The organism is Novosphingobium umbonatum, from assembly GCF_004005905.1.
GTDB lineage: Bacteria > Pseudomonadota > Alphaproteobacteria > Sphingomonadales > Sphingomonadaceae > Novosphingobium > Novosphingobium umbonatum.
Genome location: NZ_SACO01000002.1, coordinates 1 through 19,492, shown reverse-complemented (window position 1 = coordinate 19,492; position 19,492 = coordinate 1). Strand labels below are relative to the sequence as shown.

Annotated in this window: 14 protein-coding genes; 5 read left to right on the top strand and 9 right to left on the bottom strand. The window is 61.4% G+C overall.

The genetic code is table 11. The annotated features are described in order from the left end of the window. The first annotated feature begins 1 nt into the window (after nucleotide 1). On the top strand, nucleotides 2–1,090 hold the full coding sequence (locus EOE18_RS02445; RefSeq protein WP_127705901.1) for a protein-glutamate methylesterase/protein-glutamine glutaminase: 1,089 nt from the start codon (nucleotides 2–4) through the stop codon (nucleotides 1,088–1,090). An 11-nt stretch (nucleotides 1,091–1,101) separates the two neighbouring features. Beyond that, nucleotides 1,102–2,853 carry a hypothetical protein gene (locus EOE18_RS02440; RefSeq protein ID WP_127705899.1) on the top strand — a complete coding sequence of 584 codons (1,752 nt, stop codon included), beginning with the start codon at nucleotides 1,102–1,104 and terminating at the stop codon, nucleotides 2,851–2,853. Nucleotides 2,854–2,888: 35 nt separating this feature from the next. On the opposite strand, the gene EOE18_RS02435 is transcribed toward EOE18_RS02440, so the two are convergent. Genes EOE18_RS02435 through EOE18_RS02395 form a run of 9 tightly spaced genes read right to left on the bottom strand, consistent with a single transcriptional unit; the run spans nucleotide 2,889 to nucleotide 13,818 of the window. Continuing rightward, nucleotides 2,889–3,818 (bottom strand): Vgb family protein, encoded by a 930-nt coding sequence (locus EOE18_RS02435; protein WP_127705897.1) that lies wholly within the window; start codon nucleotides 3,816–3,818, stop codon nucleotides 2,889–2,891. 13 nt (nucleotides 3,819–3,831) lie between these two features. Beyond that, nucleotides 3,832–5,604, bottom strand: a complete 1,773-nt coding sequence (gene atzF / locus EOE18_RS02430; protein WP_127705895.1) for an allophanate hydrolase — start codon at nucleotides 5,602–5,604, stop codon at nucleotides 3,832–3,834. Beyond that, nucleotides 5,601–9,200, bottom strand: coding sequence for an urea carboxylase (gene uca / locus EOE18_RS02425; protein ID WP_127705893.1), 3,600 nt, complete (start codon nucleotides 9,198–9,200; stop codon nucleotides 5,601–5,603). The genes atzF and uca overlap by 4 nt, the downstream gene beginning before the upstream one ends. After that, nucleotides 9,197–9,832, bottom strand: coding sequence for an urea amidolyase associated protein UAAP2 (locus EOE18_RS02420; RefSeq protein ID WP_127705891.1), 636 nt, complete (start codon nucleotides 9,830–9,832; stop codon nucleotides 9,197–9,199). Before EOE18_RS02420 ends, uca begins: the two co-directional genes overlap by 4 nt. Before the next feature lie 19 nt (nucleotides 9,833–9,851). After that, nucleotides 9,852–10,676, bottom strand: coding sequence for an urea amidolyase associated protein UAAP1 (locus tag EOE18_RS02415; protein ID WP_127705889.1), 825 nt, complete (start codon nucleotides 10,674–10,676; stop codon nucleotides 9,852–9,854). Beyond that, nucleotides 10,673–11,152, bottom strand: a complete 480-nt coding sequence (locus EOE18_RS02410) for a CopG family ribbon-helix-helix protein (protein WP_127705887.1) — start codon at nucleotides 11,150–11,152, stop codon at nucleotides 10,673–10,675. Before EOE18_RS02410 ends, EOE18_RS02415 begins: the two co-directional genes overlap by 4 nt. Next, nucleotides 11,149–11,904: an ABC transporter ATP-binding protein gene (locus tag EOE18_RS02405; RefSeq protein WP_127705885.1), complete on the bottom strand. Its 756-nt coding sequence runs from the start codon at nucleotides 11,902–11,904 to the stop codon at nucleotides 11,149–11,151. Before EOE18_RS02405 ends, EOE18_RS02410 begins: the two co-directional genes overlap by 4 nt. Then, complete coding sequence (locus EOE18_RS02400) at nucleotides 11,901–12,731, bottom strand: ABC transporter permease (protein WP_127705883.1); 831 nt, start codon at nucleotides 12,729–12,731, stop codon at nucleotides 11,901–11,903. The genes EOE18_RS02405 and EOE18_RS02400 overlap by 4 nt, the downstream gene beginning before the upstream one ends. 4 nt (nucleotides 12,732–12,735) lie before the next feature. Beyond that, complete coding sequence (locus EOE18_RS02395; protein WP_425464284.1) at nucleotides 12,736–13,818, bottom strand: putative urea ABC transporter substrate-binding protein; 1,083 nt, start codon at nucleotides 13,816–13,818, stop codon at nucleotides 12,736–12,738. Nucleotides 13,819–14,177: 359 nt separating this feature from the next. On the opposite strand from EOE18_RS02395, the gene EOE18_RS02390 reads away from it, so the two are divergent. The 3 genes from EOE18_RS02390 (at nucleotide 14,178) to EOE18_RS02380 (ending at nucleotide 19,140) form a co-directional block, all read left to right on the top strand. Then, entirely contained in the window at nucleotides 14,178–16,601 is a 2,424-nt protein-coding gene (locus EOE18_RS02390; protein ID WP_342772627.1) for a TonB-dependent receptor, read from the top strand. Nucleotides 16,602–16,697: 96 nt separating this feature from the next. Beyond that, entirely contained in the window at nucleotides 16,698–17,576 is an 879-nt protein-coding gene (locus EOE18_RS02385) for a sterol desaturase family protein (protein WP_127705879.1), read from the top strand. A gap of 28 nt (nucleotides 17,577–17,604) precedes the next feature. Continuing rightward, nucleotides 17,605–19,140 (top strand): sulfotransferase family protein, encoded by a 1,536-nt coding sequence (locus EOE18_RS02380; protein WP_425464277.1) that lies wholly within the window; start codon nucleotides 17,605–17,607, stop codon nucleotides 19,138–19,140. Nucleotides 19,141–19,492: the final 352 nt, after the last annotated feature.

Here is a 19,492-nt window from a genome sequence, read left to right as displayed (position 1 = left end):
GATGGGTGCTTCCGCCAAAACCCGTGTGCTGGTCATTGATGACAGCGCCAGTGTCCGCCAGACGTTGAAATCTATTCTGGAAGAAGACCCTGATCTGCATGTGATCGGCACCGCCTGCGATCCCTTCGCCGCGGCGCGCATGTTGGCCGAGGAAGTGCCCGATGTAATCACGCTGGACGTGGAAATGCCGCGCATGGATGGCATAACCTTCCTGCGCAAGTTGATGTCGCAATGCCCCGTGCCGGTGGTGATGTGCTCCTCGCTGACCGAGGATGGGTCGGCCACTTTGATGGAAGCCATGCAGGCGGGAGCCGTGGATGTCATTTTGAAGCCGCGCGTGGGCGTGGCGGACCATTTGGCCGAGCAACGCATGATGATCCGCGATACTGTGAAAGCAGCGGCCCGCGCGCGCGTGAAGGGGGGTAAGGGGCGGCCTGTTCCCGCTCGACTGGAACCGCAGGCCAAGCTGACCGCCGATGCGGTTTTGCCGCCGCCCACCGGTCGCGCCATGACCAAGACGACCGAAATGGTGGTGTGCATCGGCGCCTCCACCGGTGGCACCGAGGCCTTGCGCGAAGTGTTGGAAGCCTTGCCCGCCAATGCGCCGGGCATGGTGATCGTTCAACATATGCCCGAACATTTCACCCGCGCCTTTGCCAAGCGCCTCGACAGCTTGTGCGAGGTCAGCGTGAAAGAGGCCGAGGATGGCGACACGGTGATGCGCGGCCATGTGTTGATCGCGCCGGGTGGCAAACATACGATGCTGGAGCGACAGGGCGCGCGCTATCTGGTGCATGTGCGCGACGGGCCTTTGGTCAGCCGCCATCGCCCTTCGGTGGATGTGCTGTTCCGTTCGGCGGCGCGCTGTGCCGGTTCCAATGCGGTGGGTGTGATCATGACCGGCATGGGGGACGATGGCGCGCGGGGTTTGCTGGAAATGAAGCAGGCCGGCGCCCGTACCTTTGCGCAGGACGAGGCCACATCGGTGGTGTTCGGCATGCCCAAGGAAGCGATTGCGCGCGGCGCGGCGGACCGCATTGTTCCGTTGGAATCCATTGCGGGTGAAGTTTTGCAGGCCACGGCCCGTTAAGGAGAAAACTTTTGGGGCTTGAGCAAAGACTGACCGTGCCTTCATGGGATGTCACTGGTGACAGCCAGCAGGGCACCGCCATGTTGCGCGACCGGATGGAGGACGTTTTGTCCGACCTGCATGCCGGCTTTAGCGGCATCAGCGGGATGCTGGAAAGCGCGGTTGAATCCATCGCCACGGTCATTTCAAGCCTGCAGCATGTCACCGCCGCCTTTGGTCAGGGTGAGGCGGTGGGCGCGGTCAGCAATCTCAAACTGGCCGCCCGCCGCCTGCTTTGCGTGGCGCAACAGGTGGACTATCGCGGCGGTCAGGTGCAATTGATCCGCCAAAGCACCCGCCAGATGGGCGCGCAGGTGGAGGATGTGCGCAAGGCGCTCGAAGTGCTGCGCATCTATGGCATCAACGTCAAAATCACCGCTTTCGGGCGCGAGGAATTTGTCGATTTCGCCAATTTGATGGCCGAAAAGCTGGTGGCAGGAAAAGAATCCGCCGCCGGTTTCGACAGCCAGATTGCCGCGCTGGAAACCAGTCTGGCCCGCATGGAATTGTCCGATGGGCGTCTGGCACGGGAATGCGCCCGCGTGGTGCCCGAAGTGCCCGATCGTCTGGTGCATGATGCGGGCGCGCTGCAGGGGCATCAGCAGAAATTGCTGGATATGGCGCAAACCACCGGCGAACTGGCCAATGCCATCCAGCACAAGATCGCCTCGATCCTCAGCGCGATCCAGATTGACGATATTGCGCGGCAACGCATGGAGCATGTGCTCTATGGCTGCCAATTGCTGGATGAATATGCGCCACGCATGAGCGATCCCGTGACCCAGCAGGCGGTGCGGCACCATGTGCTACGCCTGCTGGAGGCGCAGATGCGCGAAACGGCACAGGATTACGAGCGCGAGGCGCGGGTTCTGATCGGATCCTTGCGCGCGATGGAGCCCGATGCGATGCGTCTGGTGTCCTTGCAACAGGCCAAGGGTGGCGATGACAATGGCGGCCAATTCCTGCGCCGGATGGAGAGCGGCATTGCCGAAGCCACCGCCATGATTGCCCAGTTGCAGGAAGCCGACCGGCAGGCCGAAGAAACGCTGACCATGATTATCGCCACAGTCGATGATCTGGCCGAAAGGGCGGAATCGATCCGCAACCTGCGCATTGATGTGCAATTGATGGCGATTAACATCGGTCTGCAATGCCGCCGTGTGGAGGCGATTGGTCGCCCGATGACGGTGGTGGCCAATGAAATCCGCAGCTATTCGGAGAAGCTGGATACGTCGATCGGCGCGATTACGGCGGCGGCGGACCAGCTTAACACCGCCTCGGAACGGCTGCGCGAACAGGCGCAGGCGGACAAGGGCGACACGGGCGATGAACTGGCCCAATCCTTGGCCACGATCCGCGAAGGCGCGATGCGGACCGAAGAAGCCATGGCCGCCGCTGGTGAGCGCAGCAACGGCATTTCCGACCTGTTACGCCGCACGCGGGACCAGATGGAGGCCAATGTCGGTTTGGGCCAAATGATCGCCTCGACCAGCGTGATGCTGGCCGAACAGGCGGGCGACCCTGCGGCGCTGGATGAAGCGGCTGAGGCGGTGCTCCATGAACTGCTGCCCAATCTGGGGCGCAGCTATACGATGGCCAGCGAGCGCGTGGTGCATGACCGGTTCCTGTTGCCCGGCATGGCGCCGATCAGCAGCGGTTCGGCATCCGTCACCAGCTTTGACGATGATGACGATGATGCCCTGTTTGACGATGCCTTGTTTTAGGGCGCCTTGTTTTAGGGCGCCTTGTTCTAGGCCGCCTATTTACCCGCCGTTTTCCAATCCTGTTTGGGCCACCAGCTTAACGTGTGTTCGTCATGCGCGGTGGTCCAGACGCCATCGGGTGTAAAGCGCAAGGCCCCGCTGCCCGCTGCCTTGCCCAGTCTGGCATCCACCGCCATGGTGGCTGCATCTACCACGACAAACACCTGATCATCGGTGGTGCGCAGCCAGACCTTGCCCGCGCCAGTATCAATATCGCCCCATTTCAAATTGGCGCCCAGTTTAACGCGGCCCAGAATAGCGAGCGATTGCGGATCGATCTTGACCAGCGTGCCATCCACCTGCTCCTGAATCCATACCGCGCCTTCGCCCGCCACCAGAAAGCCGGGCCCGCGCCCCAAGGCCACCTTGCCGGTCACCTTGTTGGTCTTGGGATCGATGCGTTGCAGCATCTGGCTTTGCGGGCTGGCGGCCCAGACGGCATCCAGACCATAGGCCAGATAGGTGGTGGCCGGATCGACCGCGATGGTGGCGATCACCTTGTTGGTGGCCGGATCAATGCGGCTGACCACGCCTTTGGCATCGCTGGCCAGCCAGATTGAGCCAGCGCCTGCCACCACGTTCAATTCGCCTTCTTTCTGGTTGGCGATGCCGGTGGCGATGCTGGCGGCCAATTTGGCTGAGGCGCGATCGATACGGGCCAAAGTGCCATCGCCGCAATTGGCCACAAACAGCGCATCGCCCATAATCGCCATCGCGCCGCAGGGGCGGGCCAGCGGCACTTCGCCCAGCTTGCCCTTGCGCGACCAGTGCTCCACACGGCCACGGTTGGTTACCCAGATGGTATCACCATCCACGGCGATAAAGTCGGCGAAACCGGGGACGGCTTGGGTTTCCACCTGCTGTGCCTGTGCCGCGCTTGCAAAGCTGGCAAAAGCCGCCGTTGCCATCAAGAGGGACCGGATCATGCTAGGCTCTCCCTTAGCTGCGCTGGGCGATATAGGCGCGCCATCCGCCAAGGCTGGTGATGTCTTGCGCGCCGGTGATGGCGCGGGGTTCGGCCACAAAGCCTTTCACGCTGCTGCCATCGGCCAAGGTCACGGTGCCAATCGCCAGAGGTGCGGGCACTTCGACGGTGAAGCTGCCAAATTCGGCGACGCCCAACTCGTAAACCTCCAGCGCAATAGAAGCCCCGCTCTCGTCATAGACCAACGCGGGCTTGGGCGGCACACTGTCGGCTATGGCATAGAGGCGATAGGTGGGCGCCGTTTCAAACGCGCCCACAAATGTGGCATTGCGCGAGGTGAGCTGCCAATGCAGCGGCATATCCTTCAAATGGGCGCCTACCACGGCGAGTTTCACGGTCTGCATCTTGCCCTCCAGATCGAGCATGGGTGGGGGAGGAAGCGCTGCCACATCGGCCCAATGGCGGGCTAGATCGAGCAGGGCGCGGTCAGTATCGGCGGGGCCGATGAAGGTGATGCCAAAGCCGGTGCCATTGGCGCGGGCGCCTGCGGGCACGGCCACAGCGGCCATATCCAGCAGGTTCACGAAATTGGTGTAAAAGCCCAGATTGCTGTTGAGCCCGACAGGGGCCGCCGCCATTTCGGCCACGCGATAGGTGGTGCCGGTGGTGGGGAAGGCCAGCACATCGATGTCGGCCCACATCAGATCGGCATGGCGTTTGATTTCGGCCATGCGATAGATGCCGTTCCACAATTCCACCGCGCTTTTGTCCAGCCCCGCGCTCACCACTTCGCGCACGGTGGGGTCAATCGCTTCTGGATTATCGCGCAATAGGTCGGCGATGGCGGCGGTGCGTTCGGCCACCCATGGCCCGCCATAAAGCAATTGGGCCGCTTCCTGCAGCGGGGCGAGGTCGATCTCCACGACCTGCGCGAAGCTGGCTAGCTTGGCCAGCGCCTGATCATAGAGAAATTCGCTTTCCGCATCGCCAAACCACTGGCGCTGGTCGCGGCGCGGTACGCCGATCACGCGAGGAGCCAGCGGGGCATCGGCCAGAGGTTTGGACCATGGATCGCCCGCATCAAAACCGGCGATCACCTTGTCTACCAGCGCGGCATCGTCCGCATCATCAGTAAACACCGAGATGCAATCGAGCGAGCGACAGGCAGGCACCAGACCTTGCGTGCTCCAGCGCCCCTTGCTGGGTTTAAAGCCGATCAGGTGGTTGAAGGCCGCCGGAACGCGGCCCGAACCCGCCGTATCCGTGCCCAGCGCAAAGGGCACCAGCCCTGCGGCCACGGCTACCGAGGAGCCGGAACTCGAACCCCCGCTGACATAGGCAAGGTTATAGGCATTGCGCGGCGCGCCATAGGGGCTGCGCGTGCCATTGAGGCCGGTGGCAAATTGGTCGAGGTTGGTTTTGCCCACGCAAATGGCGCCAGCGGCCAGCAGGCGGGCGATGACCGTGGCATCGGCTTGCGGACTATAGGCAAAGGCGGGGCAGGCGGCAGTGGTGGCAAGGCCGGCCACATCGATATTGTCCTTGGCCGCAAAGGGCACGCCGGCCAAAGGCAGATTTTCCCCCGCCGCCACACGGGCATCGACCTTGGCGGCAGCCTCCAGCACCTGCGCCGCATCAAAACGGCTAATCCAGATCTGGGGCTGAATCGCATCATAGGCGGCGATACGGGCCAGTGTTTCCTGCAATACCGTAACCGCGCTGGTCTGGCCCGATTGCACGGCATGGGCGATGGCGGCGGCGCTGCGCCGTTCCAGACCCGCGCTCATGCGGTTTCTCTCAGGGCCAACAGCGGCGTTCCGGGGGCCAAAGCCTGACGTTCCTTGATATAGAGCGCGGCAATCGTGCCGCTGCTTGGGCTTTCCACGGGACACTCCATCTTCATGGCCTCGATCACGGCGATTGTGTCGCCCGCCTTCACTTCATCGCCCACATCGACCAACAGCTTCCACAGGCTGCCGCCAAAGGGGGCCTCGATCACATCGGCGCCATCGGGCACCTGAATGGCTTCGGCTTGCGGCGTATCGGCCTCGGCCAGATCGGTGGCACGGTCGAATTCACCCATCTCTTCCCATGCGGCGCGTTCGGCGTCGAAAGCGGCGGTGCGTTGCGCTTCAAAAGCAGCGATGCTGTCGGCATTGTCCGCCAAATAGGCGCGGTAATCGGCCAGACGGAATTGCGTCTGCTCGATCCGCACCGCACGGCGGCCGCTGGGAATATCGCGGCGCCATGCCGCCAGATCCTCGGCGCTGACCGGATAGAAGCGGATTTGGTCAAAGAAGCGCAGCAGCCATGGCTTGCCCTCGATAAAGGCATCGGTCTGGCGATAGGTGTTCCACACTTGGATGGTGCGGCCAAACAGCTGGTAGCCGCCCGGACCTTCCATGCCATAGATGCACATATAGGCCCCGCCAATGCCCACCACATTGGGCGGAGTCCATGTGCGGGCAGGGTTATATTTGGTGGTGACCAAGCGGTGGCGCGGGTCCACCGGCGTGGCTACCGGCGCGCCCAGATAGACATCGCCCAGACCCAGCACGAGATAGGTGGCGTCAAAAATCAGGTTTTCGACCGCTGCGGCATCGGGCAGGCCATTGACGCGGCGGATGAATTCGATGTTGTCGGGGCACCATGGCGCATCATCGCGCACGGCTTGCTGGTATTTCTGGATGGTTTCCAGCGTGGCCGGATCGCGCCAGCTGAGCGGCAGATGCACGATGCGGCTGGGGATGGTGAAATCATCCAGATCGCCCAGCCTTTCCTCTGCCGCCATCAGCGCGGCGAGGGCAGCCTGTTGGTCAAGCTGCGCCCCATCGAAATGCATTTGCAGCGAACGGATGCCGGGCACCAGATCGACCACGCCCGACAGCGCCAGCTTTTCCATCTCGGTCAACAGAGCCTGCACGCGGATGCGCAATTCTACATCCAGCACAATCGGGCCATATTCGACCAGAATGTTGCGGTCCCCCTGCTGGCGATAGACCACGCGGGGGCGGGTTCCGCTGGCAGGGATCTCGGCCAGAATGGGGGAGAGATCGGCCAAGGGGCTGGCAGGGGTTGCTTCCGGCAGAAGGCCTGACGTCAGCAGCTTTTGCTGCGCAGCATCGGCGGCTTTGGCATCTTCCAGTGCGACCGGCACGAAGCGCAGGCGATCGCCCGGAACCAGTTGCCCTATCTTCCACCTGTCGGCAGCAATCACCACGAAGGGGCAGACGAAACCGCCCAGCGAAGGCCCATCGGGGCCAAGGATGATCGGCATGTCGCCGGTGAAATCCACCGCGCCAATGGCATAAGGGTTATCGTGGATATTGGACGGGTGCAGCCCCGCCTCGCCGCCATCCTTACGCGCCCATTGCGGCTTGGGCCCGATCAGGCGCACGCCGGTGCGGTTGGAGTTGTAATGCACCTGCCATTCGGTTTGGGCGATCATGGCAATGTCATCGGGCGTGAAGAAATCGGGCGCGCCATGCGGGCCATAGAGCACGCGCAGTTCCCATTCCTTGGGCAGAGCAGGCAAGGTTTCGAGCGCGGCAGGAGCGGGCTTGCAAGGCGCATCGCCCAGATGCAGCACATCGCCCGCCACCAAGCGCCGTCCGCCATGGCCGCCAAATTGGCCCAGTTCAAACGTGCTGCAACTGCCCAGATAGGGCGCTATATCCAGCCCGCCCGCGATCAGCAGATAGCCGCGCATCCCGCCGCCTTGCGCACGACCCATGGACAAAGTCTGGCCAGCGGCAACCTTGATCACCTGACCCCGCGCCACGGGGACACCGTCGAGTTTCGCGCCAAAATCCGCGCCGGTCAGGCATAGGCGCGTGGGCGCGGTAAAGGATAGCGTTGGGCCAGAGATGGTGATTTCCAGCCCTGCGGTCCCTTCGTCATTGCCCAGCAACAGATTGCCAAGGCGGAAGGATTGATCATCCATCGGCCCTGAGGGCGGAACACCCACCGCCCATAGTTTTTGCCGCGCGGGCCAATCCTGCACTGTGGTGGCCGTGCCGCCGCTGATGACGCGAAAGGCGCGCGGGGCATAGGTCACGCTTTCCAGCGCGCGGGTGGAAACCTCGCCGCTGGTGAAGGCTTCTGCACGCACCACTTGGCGCAGCCAGCGCAGATTGGTTTCCATCCCGTCCAACCGGCTGCTGTCCAGCGCGGCTTGCATGGCGGTGACGGCCTCATCGCGGGTCGGGGCGTGGACAATCAGCTTGGCCAGCATCGGGTCATACCATGCGCTGACCTGACTGCCGGCCATCACCCAGCTTTCCACCCGCGCATCCTGTGGGAAGGTCACATGGGTCAGCGTGCCGGAGGTGGGGCGATAGTCCTGCGCGGGGTCCTCGGCATAGAGGCGGACCTGCACCGAATGGCCTTGCGGTGCTTGCGGTTCTGCGTCGAGGAAGCTGTAATCGCCGCTTGCGCCGCGCACCATCCATTCCACCAGATCAACGCCCATCACCATTTCGGTAACGCCATGTTCGACCTGTAGGCGGGTGTTCATTTCCAGAAAGAAGAAGCTCTCCCGCTCGGCATCATACAGGAATTCGACCGTGCCTGCTGAACGATAGAGCGCCGCCTTGCCCAGATTTTCCGCCGCAGCGTAAAGTTCGCGCCGCACCTTTTCGGGCAGCAAAGGGGCAGGGGCTTCCTCGACGACCTTCTGGTTGCGGCGCTGGAGCGAGCAATCACGCTCGCCAAGTGTGCGGATGCGACCCTGTCCATCGCCAAAAATCTGCACTTCCACATGGCGGGCGCGGCGCACAAAGCTTTCCAGAAACACGCCCGCATCGCCAAAATTGCTCATGCCAAGGCGGGCTACGGCGGCAAAGCCCTCGCGCACATCATCGGCATCCTCGCATACGCGCATGCCAATGCCGCCGCCGCCGGCCGTGGCTTTGAGCATCACCGGATAGCCAATGCGCTCTGCTGCGGCCAAAGCCTCGTCTTCGCTGGTCAGCAGGTCAGAGCCGGGGGCCAAAGGCACCCCATGGGCGGCGGCCAATTCGCGTGCGCTATGCTTCAGGCCAAAGGTGCGGATATTGTCGGGCGTGGGGCCGATGAAGACTATGCCCTGCGCGGCGCAGCTTTCCGCAAACTCGACATTCTCGGCCAGAAAGCCATAGCCGGGATGGATCGCGCCTGCGCCGGTCTTGCGGGCGGCCTCCAGAATGGCGGGAATGTTGAGATAGGAATCCGATGCGCGGGCGGGGCCGATGCAGACCGCCTCATCCGCTTCGGCCACATGCAAGGATGCCTCGTCGGCTTCGGAATAGACCGCGACCGAGCGGAGCCCCATCTTGCGCAATGTGCGGATGATGCGGGTGGCAATGGCGCCGCGATTGGCGATCAGGACCGTATCGAAGCTCATGCGGCAACAATCATGCGAACGGGGGTGGGGTTAAAGGCGTTGCAGGGATTGTTGATCTGGGGGCAATTGGACACCACCACGATCACATCCATCTCCGCGCGCAAATCAAGGCTGAGGCCCGGCGCGGAAATGCCATCTACAATGCCCAAAGCGCCATCGGCCTCAACCGGCACATTCATGAAGAAATTGATGTTGGGCACGATGTCCCTCTTGCCGCGCCCTTGGGTCAGGTTGGCCTCAAGGAAGTTTTCCACGCAGGCATGTTGCGCCTTGGTATGGTGGCCATAGCGTAAAGTGTTGCTTTCACACGAACAGGCCCCGCCGATCGTGTCGTGATATTCCACCTGACTTTCGGCAATGGTCATCATGGCATTGCCCTCGTTGGAGCGCAGCACGGCACCTTTGCGCAGAAACAGATTGCCTTGCGCGGCTACAGTGTCCTGCGCGCTGTAACGCTCGGCATCGTCGGCGGCGGAATAGATCAGGAAATCGACCGCCTGATTGCCTTCCAGATCGACAATGCGCAGGGTCTGGCCTGCTTTCACCTCATGCAGCCAAGGGGCGCGGGCGGGGACGATCTCGTCATGGATGATGGCGCCGGTCAGACCGGCCAGATGCTTGTCCTGGGTCATGCTGGTCCCTTCCTGTGCATCAGCGACGGAAATAGTCTTCGACATTGAGAAAGGCGCGCAGGCCTTCGGGCGTGGCGTTGCGGATCGGGTCCGTTTCCGGCGTCACCTCGCCGCGCCATGCCGATACGCGCAAAGGCGTGACGCTATATTCGGGGCGCGGGTCCAGCACATGCGGGACATTGGCGATCACCACGATCACCTCCATCTCCGCGCGCAGCACCATTTCCCGCGCCGGATCGAAGGGGCCGATGACGGGCGTGATGGTGCCATCGTCCTCGATCCTTGCGCCCTTGAACAGGTTGATGCAGGGGTGGACATCGCGGCGGGTGAGGCCATGCTTGGCAGCCCCCAGCAGGAAACGGTCGCGGCCATTGGGATAGGCGCCGCTGTTGCGACCCTCGCCATATTTGGCCAGATTGGTGGCGGCATTGGATGTGCCGCAGAAACAGTCATGCGTGCCCGCATCATCGGTCACAATGCTCATCAACACCCGCCCCATGTCGGAGAGCAGCAATTTGCCTTCCTCCAGATAGGCGTTCCATTGCACCTTCACCGTATCGGCTACATTGAGCCTTTCGCTGGGCATTTCGGCGTTGAAGATCTGGATGCTGGCGCAGGCATCGCCCTTCAGGTCGATCAGGCGCAGACGGCTGCCGCGCGGCAGGCGGCGGGTGGTATAGCCGCCGCTGGCTATGGTCTCTTCCCATAAATGGTCTTGGCGGACCACGCCTTCGGGCAGGTCATCGGCCTCTGGCGGCAATATGGGCATGGTTTCCACCACAGTACCGCCCATGGCACGGGCATGGTCACGCGCGGCCAGCGGATTGGCGAGAGTTCCGGTCATGCGGCAGCTCCTTCCCTAGATTGTTTGATGCCATCCTGCTCATGCAAAGGCGGCAAAAGCGCGGTGGTGGTGACGAGTTCCAGCTGTTGCACCCCGCGCACGCGGCGCAGGGCATCGGCCAATTCCTTCAGCCGCACCGCAGGCCCTTGCACCAGCAGCACTTCAAGCGACTGGTCATCCTCCAGAAACACATGCTGGCTGGAGATCACCTCTTTCAGGTAATCCAGCTGGGTCTGCGCCAGTTGGTGGCGCACGCCGGTACGGTCGCCGCGATAGACCACGGTGATGGTGCCCGCCAACATCTCGTCGGGGCGGGCATAGGCTTCATGTGCGGCCAGAGCGTGGCGGATCAATTCGGCAATCAATTGCGATCGCGAGGGCAATTGGCGCTCCTCCACCATCATGTCGAGTTTGCGCAGCAATTCGGTGGGCAGGCTCATGCTCAGGCGGGCAAGGCTGGTGGTTTCGGCACTCATGCGGCTAGTTCCGATGGGTTTTCGGCCTTGGTCTTGTCCAAGGGCAGATCGTAAACGGCGGTGGCGCCAAAGCGGTGCGGCGCGTGGGGATCGTGGCGGCGCTTGTCCAGCGCCAGCACGCGGGTGCCCAGAGAGAAAGCCTCGCGTATGTCATGCGTTACCATAATGATGGTCAGGCCATATTCGCTCCACAGGCGGGTGATCAGCGCATGCATATCGGCGCGAATGCCGGGGTCCAGCGCGCCAAAGGGCTCGTCCAGCAACAGGATGCGCGGGCGTTTGATCAGCGCCTGCGCAATGGCCAGACGTTGCTGCATCCCGCCCGACATTTGCGCGGGGTAGAGATGCAGGCTGTCGCCCAAGCCGACCGCTGCCAACATTTCCTCGGCCTGAGCATAGGCCTTGCGGCGGGCGCTGCCAAACAGGCGGCCCAGCAGGGGCGAGCCAGCGCATTCCAGCCCGAAAGCGGTGTTTTCCAGCACGGCGAGATGGGGGAAGACCGAATAGCGCTGGAACACCACCCCGCGATCCGGCCCGCATTCGGGCGACAGGGGCGCGCCATCCAGCAGGATCTGCCCGCGCGAGGGCGCATCCTGTCCAAGGATCACGCGCAGGAAGCTGCTCTTGCCCGCGCCCGATGGGCCTACCACCGAGACGAAGGAACCCGCCTCGATATCGAGGTTCATATTTTCCAGCACCACGCGGTCGCCAAATTCGACCCAGACGTTGCGCAGCGAAAGGAGGGTACTCATGCCTTGTCTCCTTTCGCTTCCAAGCCATGCGCCCAGGGGAACAGGCGACGACTGCCCAGCACCAAGGCCACATCCATGGCAATGGCCAGCAGCGCGATCCACAGCACATAGGGGATGATCACATCCATCGAGAGATAGCGGCGGACAAGAAAGATGCGATAGCCCAGCCCGACATCCGAAGCGATCGCCTCGCCCGAGATCAGGAACACCCATGCTGGACCCAGCGCCAGACGCAAAGCTTCCAGCAGGCGCGGCATGGTTTGCGGCAGCGCGACACGCAGCATGATCTGCCATGTGCTGGCGCCCAAGGTCTGCGCCTTCACCAATTGTTCGCGGGGCAGGGCGGCAACATGGCCCGCAATGTCGCGGATCATCACCGGCGCGATGCCAATAGCGATCAGCGCGATCTTGGCCGTGTCTTCCAGCCCCAAGGCGATGAACAGGATAGGCAGCAGCGCGATCGGAGGGATGACCGCGATGGAGGTGACCAGTGGCCCCAATGTGGCGCGCACCGGCGGCAGGATGCCCAGCACCAACCCGACCAGCAAAGCTGCCGCCGTGGCAATGCCAAGGCCCAGCCCCAGACGCTGCAAACTGGCCAGAGTGTCGGCCCAGAACAGCAGATTGCCCGACAAGGGGTCTGGCTGGAACAGCAAGGCCTGCATCGCCTGCGCCATGCCGGAGGGCAGCGGCAGGATCTTGTCCATCGGATTGGCCGCATGGCGTTGCGCAGCCAGCAGCAGATAGAGCATCAGCAAGGCCACAATGGGCAGCGCGCCCAAGGCCATGCTTTGCTTGCGGCTGATGGAGCGGTTGATCCAGCGCATCGGCTTAAAGCTTCCCGTCCGCTGCCATTTTCATGAAGCTTTCATCAAAGCGCAAGGTGACATGGGCGGCATCGCCCAAAGTCTTGCCATTGGGGAAAGCCATGCCCACGGCATCGGCCGAAGCCGCGCCTTTAAACAGGCCCTTGGAATAGGAGAAGTCGCGCACGCGGGTCATGGTGGTGACTAGCGCGGGCGAGGTGGTGGCCGCCACCGCCGCTTTGGGGTCGGTGTAGAGATAGGTCGTGGTCAACTGGCTGTCGAAAGTTTCGGGGCTGGCACCGGCCAGTTTCGCCATGGCCGCGCGGGCCGCTTTGCCCTGCGCGTCCTGACGCTGCATCACGGCCATGGTTTCATACCAGATGCCTGCCAAGGCCTTGCCGAAATCGGGATTGGCCTTCAGCGTCGCGGTGTCCACCACCAACAGGTCGAGGATTTCACCGGGCACATCGGCCGAGCTGAACACTTGTTTGACGCCAGCCTGACCGCGCATCACCGATAGCTGCGGGTTCCATGCCACGGCGGCATTGACCTGTGGGCTGGCAAAGGCGCCGACAATATCGGCATCGGACGTGTTGGTGGTTTTCACATCGGCAAAGGACAGGCCTGCCTTTTCCAGTGCCCGTGCCAACAGGTAATGCGAGACGGAGAGTTCGGCCAGATAGACCTGACGTCCCTTGATCGCGGCCAGATTGTCGGCGCCTTTGAGCAAGACCCCGTCATTACCATTGGAATAATCGCCAATGATGATCGCGCTGGTGTCCTTGCCGCCTGCCGCCGGAATGGTCAGCGCGTCCATATTGGCCACGGTCACGCCGTCAAACTTGCCCGCGGTATATTGGTTCACCGACTCGACATAGTCGTTCACCTGAACAACCTTGATATCAATGCCGTATTTGTCGGCCCATTTCTTCACAATGCCCGCTTGCTGGGCATAGGGCCAAGGCATCCAGCCAGCATAGATCGACCAGCCAATGGTGAAATCATGCTTTTTGGCGGGAGGCGGCGCGCTGCCCGAGCAGGCGGCCAGCAGCGAGACCGCCGCCAGCAGAGCGAGTTTACGGCCCGTTTTCGCAGAAATGCCGGTCAGCTTGAGCACGAGTCTGTCCCCTTTCGCACCGCAGCATCAGGGGGAAGGGGCGGCTTGTCTATGTCAATATTACGTATAGGCGATTTGGTAATAACGCGGGATGCTCCCCCTCACGCCAGATCCGAAGCGATTGGAAACGCCGATAAAACAAGGCGGCAGGGCTGGTATTCCTAGATCAAGTCCATCGCGCATGCCCGCGGGCCCTACGCCCCTTGCAACCGCGATACGTAACCGACCGTGATGTTACCGAATGAAATGCAGGATGCTCTGGCGGCGGGTTTTACCCCCATGCCGACACAGGGCCCGCATGGGGGATGGGCCAAGGCATCGCGCTTTATCGCAACAGAGTGAGGGCTGCCGTGACGAAGAAATATTTCCGCATGACTTTGCTGGGCGCATCGATGCTCGCCGGTCCTATCGCTGTTGCCAGTCCTGCCATCGCGCTGGCGGCAGAAGCGCCAGCAGACGCCGCCGCATCCGATGATGGTGGCACAATCGTGGTGACCGCCACCCGCCGCGCCACCAGCCTGCAGGACGCGCCGATCAATATCAGCGCGGTTGGCTCGGCCGAATTGGCGCGCGAGCGGGTGGATGACGTCAAGTCGCTCTCCGCCTTTACCCCCGGTCTGACCGTGTCCGATACCGGCCCGGGCTCGACCGGCAATATCATCATGCGCGGCATCAGTTCGGGCGATACCAGCGCTTCGGGTTCCAATTACCAGAGCGCCTTGGGCGTCTATCTGGGCGAAGTGCCGATGTATCTGGATTTCAAGCTGATCGACATTTCCCGCGTGGAAGTGCTGCAAGGCCCGCAAGGCACGCTCTATGGCCTTGGCACGCTGGCTGGCGCGATCCGCTATATGCCCAACCGGCCCAACAGCAGCAAATTCTCGGTCGATGTCCATGCGCGCGGCTTTATGCAGTCGCATAGCAATCTGGCTGGCAAGAATGTGGATGGCACGGTCAATATCCCGATCATCGAGGACCATATCGCCTTCCGCACCACCAATGGCTATTATTACAACCCCGGCTTTATCGACTATAACCACTTGCTGAAAAACCCTGGCGTGTCCGACCCGCAACCGGGGCGTAGCGCGACGGGGGCGGGGGCATCTTTTGGCAGTGCAGCCGATCAGGCGGCCAATTTCACATCCTATAAGGATGCCAATTACGAGCGCACTTTTACCTCGCGCAACCAGTTGCTGTTGCAGGCGAACCAAGGTCTCAAACTCTATCTGACCTATGCCCATCAGCAGACCAGCACGATGGGCCGTCAGGCCAATGGCGGCGGCGTGTTGGGGACGGGGCGCTATGAAGCGCCATGGCGCTATCTGGAGCCGACCACGCGCAAGTCTGACCTGTTCGCCGCCGAATTCAATATTGATTTAGGCCATTTTGCGCAATTGGTGGCGACCACCGCCATCACCAAGCAGAAGATCATGGCCGAGGCGGATAATACCGACCTGCTGCTCGATTTGGACTATGGCTATGAAGCCTTCCCGCAATTTTCCTCGCACAACACGACTGCATCAAATTACAACCAGTTCAATCAGGAAATGCGTCTGGTTTCCACCCATGGCGGGCCGGTCAACTGGGTCGTCGGCAGCTTCTACAACAATATGCGTTATGAGCAGCAATACCGCGAATATGTGCCCGGCTATGCGGCATGGGCGGGCATCAACCGGCCCGATGATCTGGAATATATGCAATTCGTCAAAACCCGCACCAAGGAAATGGCGGTCTATGGCGAGGCGACCTATCGCATCACGCCTGCGTGGCAGGTGACGGGTGGTCTGCGCTATTTCAAATATGATGCCTTTGCGCAGGGCGGCACTGATACGCCCTTGTTCAGCAGCAACACGCCCTATCCCTTGGTGGTGTTTGCGCCCAGCCGGATCAACAGCGGCGCCACCAAGAAGGACGGTATGGTCTGGAAGCTCAACACTTCCTATAAATTCCGCGATGGTTTGTTGGCCTATGCCACCTATAGCACCGGCTATCGCACGGGTAACGTCAACCGCGTGGCGCCCTGCATCCTGCCTTTGAATCCCAATGTGCAGAATGTCTGCGCGCTGGCCAATGAAATGTCCTTTGGGCCGGATAAAACGCGCAATTTGGAATTGGGCCTGCGCGCCAGCCTGTTTGACAAGCATGTGAACCTGACACTCAGCGGTTTCCATGTCGATTGGGATGCGGTGCAAGTGCCCAGCACCACCATCAATGGCGCGGTGGGCATTACCGTCAACGGCGGCAAGGCGGTGTCGCAGGGCTTTGAATTTGCGGGCGAGTGGAAGATTACCCCGCGCCTGTCGCTGCAAACCACCTATTCCTATACCGACGCCCATCTGACGCAGGATGCGCCCGGCATCGTGGTCAGCAGCGGCACGCCCTATGATGCCAAGGCGGGGGATCGTCTGCCCGGTTCCACCAAGAATTCGGGTAGCGCGCAGCTGAATTACACCTATCCTCTGGCCAATGGCGCGGCGATCGATGCCAATTGGGCCGCGACCTATACTGGCAATATTTACTCCCGCGTTGGCCTGCGTGGCAATGGCGAGGTGATCCCCTCCTATGTCACCCATCGCGCCTCGATCACCTATCGCGCCAAGACGTTTGATGTCGGGCTCTATGCCGACAACATCTTCAACAAATATGCGGTGACCGCGATCAGCAATGATTTGAGCTCCTATAACCGCGTCCGCACCGATGTGGTGGAACGCTACTACGCGCAAGGCGTGCTGACCCCGCGCCGCGTGGGGATTGACGTGCATTTCCATTATTGATGGTGTTGGCCCCGCGCACAGGGAATGGGTGACGCGGGGTCTTCCATGGGATATTTATGGCCTGTGACCGGCCGCATGAGAATGACGGAGGATGGCATGAAGAAATCGGCTGTCGACCTGCTGCCTCCCGCCACATTGCTGGCGGTGATCGGCTTTTGGTATCTCGCCCCACATGCATGGGTGGCGCATTGGGCCACCATGACCGGCGTGCTTGTGGTGGTAACTGCTTTTGTGCTGGGCATGGAGTTTCTGTTTGAACGCCATGCCGGCTGGCGCATGAACCAACGTGAGTTTTTCACCGATGTGTTTTATGTGGTGCTCAACGCCACGGTGATTGCCAAGGTGTCCAGCTTCTTGGCCGATGAGCCTTTGATGGCGGCCAAACATGCCATGGGCATTGCCACCCCTTGGCTGGAACATGCGCCCTTTCTGGCGCAGGCGATGTTCGTGGTGTTTCTGGCCGAATTCGGGCAATATTGGATGCATCGCCTGATGCATAATTCGACGCCTTTCTGGCTGACCCATGCGCCGCATCATCACATCACCCAGTTGAACGCCATGAAGGGCGCGGTCGGCAATCCGATCGAACTGTTCCTGATCTCGCTCAGCTTTGTCGCTTTGTTTGATATTGATCAACGCGCGCTGCTTTGCGGCTTTAGCTGCACGCTTGTCATCTCCACCTATGCCCATGCCAATGTGAAGGCGGACCCGCCTTTTTTCTATTCCTATATATTTACCACCATCCGCCATCATAGCCTGCACCATTCGGTGCCCTATGAGGATACGCGCTGCAATTACGGCAATTCGGTGATCCTGTTTGACCGGATGTTCGGCACGTACAAGGAAGGCGAAGCCAGCGTAGTAGGGCAGGACGAACGCCGCCGTTTGAGCATCCGCGAACAATTCCTGTTCCCGTTTCAGCCGGTGATCGCATGGTTCAAGGAAAGGCAGGCCGGTTCTGGCACAGTCGCCTGACAGATTACTGATACAGGCCCGCGCCGCTTTGACGCGGGGGGATCTGGTTGCGGTAGAGCAGGCGGCGCAGGCCTTGGCGCGGATGGATCCGTCAGAGGCCGAGGCGCCATTCCTGCGGGCGATGGCCGAGGCGGGCAGGGGGCGGTTGCGGCTGGCTGTCGCCCATTTGCACGCGGCCATCGCCTTGCAACCAAGGGGCGAATATCGCGCTCAATTGGCCCGTTGTCTGGTGCAATTGCGCGAGGATGGGGCGGCGGCGCAGGTTCTGGCGCAGGCAGAGCAAGCCTTGCCCGATGACGCGCTGAGCCGCGATACGATGGGCTGCGTCTATGCGCGGCTGGGCGATCATGCGGGTGCTTTGCCCCATTTTGCCGAAGCGATCAGGCTGGCGCCTGATGTGGCCGATTATCGCTATAATCATGCCACCACGCTCAATTTTCTGGGGCAGGTGGGGCAGGCGGAACAGGCCCTGCTCGATCTGTTGGTGCGCTTCCCCGATGAGGCGCGCTCTTGGCATCTGCTGGCCCATTTGCGCAAGCAGACGGTGCAGGACAACCATCGCGCAGGGTTGGAGGCAGCCTTGGCCCGCGCGGGGGATGCGCGTTCGCTTGTGTTGCTCGGTTATGCTCTGGCCAAGCTGCTGGATGATCTGGGCGAAGAGCAGGCCGGATTCGCGCAATTTAGCGCCGCCAATGCCACCCATCGCGCCACGCTGAATTATGACTTTGCCCGCGACGCGCAGATTTTTGACGCGGTGGAGAAAGTGTGGCCCGTCGTCGCGCGGACTCCTGTGGCCCATGCCCCGCAGGATGCGCCGGTGTTCATCATCGGCATGCCGCGCACAGGCACCACTCTGGTGGATCGCATCATCACCAGCCATCCGGCCATGGAAAGCGCGGGCGAGTTGCAGGCCATGCCGTTGGCGGTGAAACTGGCCTCGGGCACGCGCAGCCGCATGGTGCTGGATGAGGCAACGATGGCGGCTATGGCGCAGGCCGATATGGGCGCGATTGGCGCGGATTATCTGCGCCGCGCCGCCCATCACCGGCGCGATTCCACCAAGCGCTTTACGGACAAATTCCCGGGCAATTTCCATTATGCAGGCATCATCGCCCGCGCCTTGCCACAGGCCAAGATCATTTGCCTGCGTCGCCATCCACTCGACACGGTGCTGGCCAATTTCCGCAATCTCTTTGCCATCAGCTCGCGCTATTATGACTATAGCTATGATTTGATGGATATTGCCCGCTATTATGCCCGTTTCGACCGGTTGATGGCCTATTGGCAACAGGCCATGCCGGACCGGATCATGGAATTGCATTACGAGGATCTGGTCGCCGATCAGGAAGGCACGACGCGTCGCCTGCTGGCCCATTGCGGGCTGGAATGGGACGAGGCCTGCCTGCATTTCCACCGCAATGCAGCCCCCGTTTCCACCCCCAGCGCCGCACAGGTGCGCCAACCGATCTATACCGCCGCACTGGCGCGCTGGAAAAGGCATGAGTACGCGTTGAGACCAGTGGCAGATTACCTGCGTAGTCTTGGCATAGATTGGACAGATTAGAAAATGGCTGGGGCGGGAGGAGGCGATGGCTGGCAGGTTCTAAGCGACTGATCTATATGCAAGTATATGTATTTCAAGGGTTCCTGTCACCCAAACCGGTCACACAAATCGGTCACACACGGGTCTTTTCGGGGGCCTGAAGAGGCGCTAAATGGGCCTCCATGATCTTCCTGAAGCACAATAAATGGCATGCCAAAGTTCGTGTTCCAAAGCTGTTGAGTTGCGCTGAGAATTGATGGAGTGGATGCCCCCTCCCGACGGCATCGAATGTGCCATTGTGACGTTTTCACAACGTCACAACAGAGGAGAAGGCATCCATGGACGAAGTTAGCATTATCGGTCTGGATTTGGC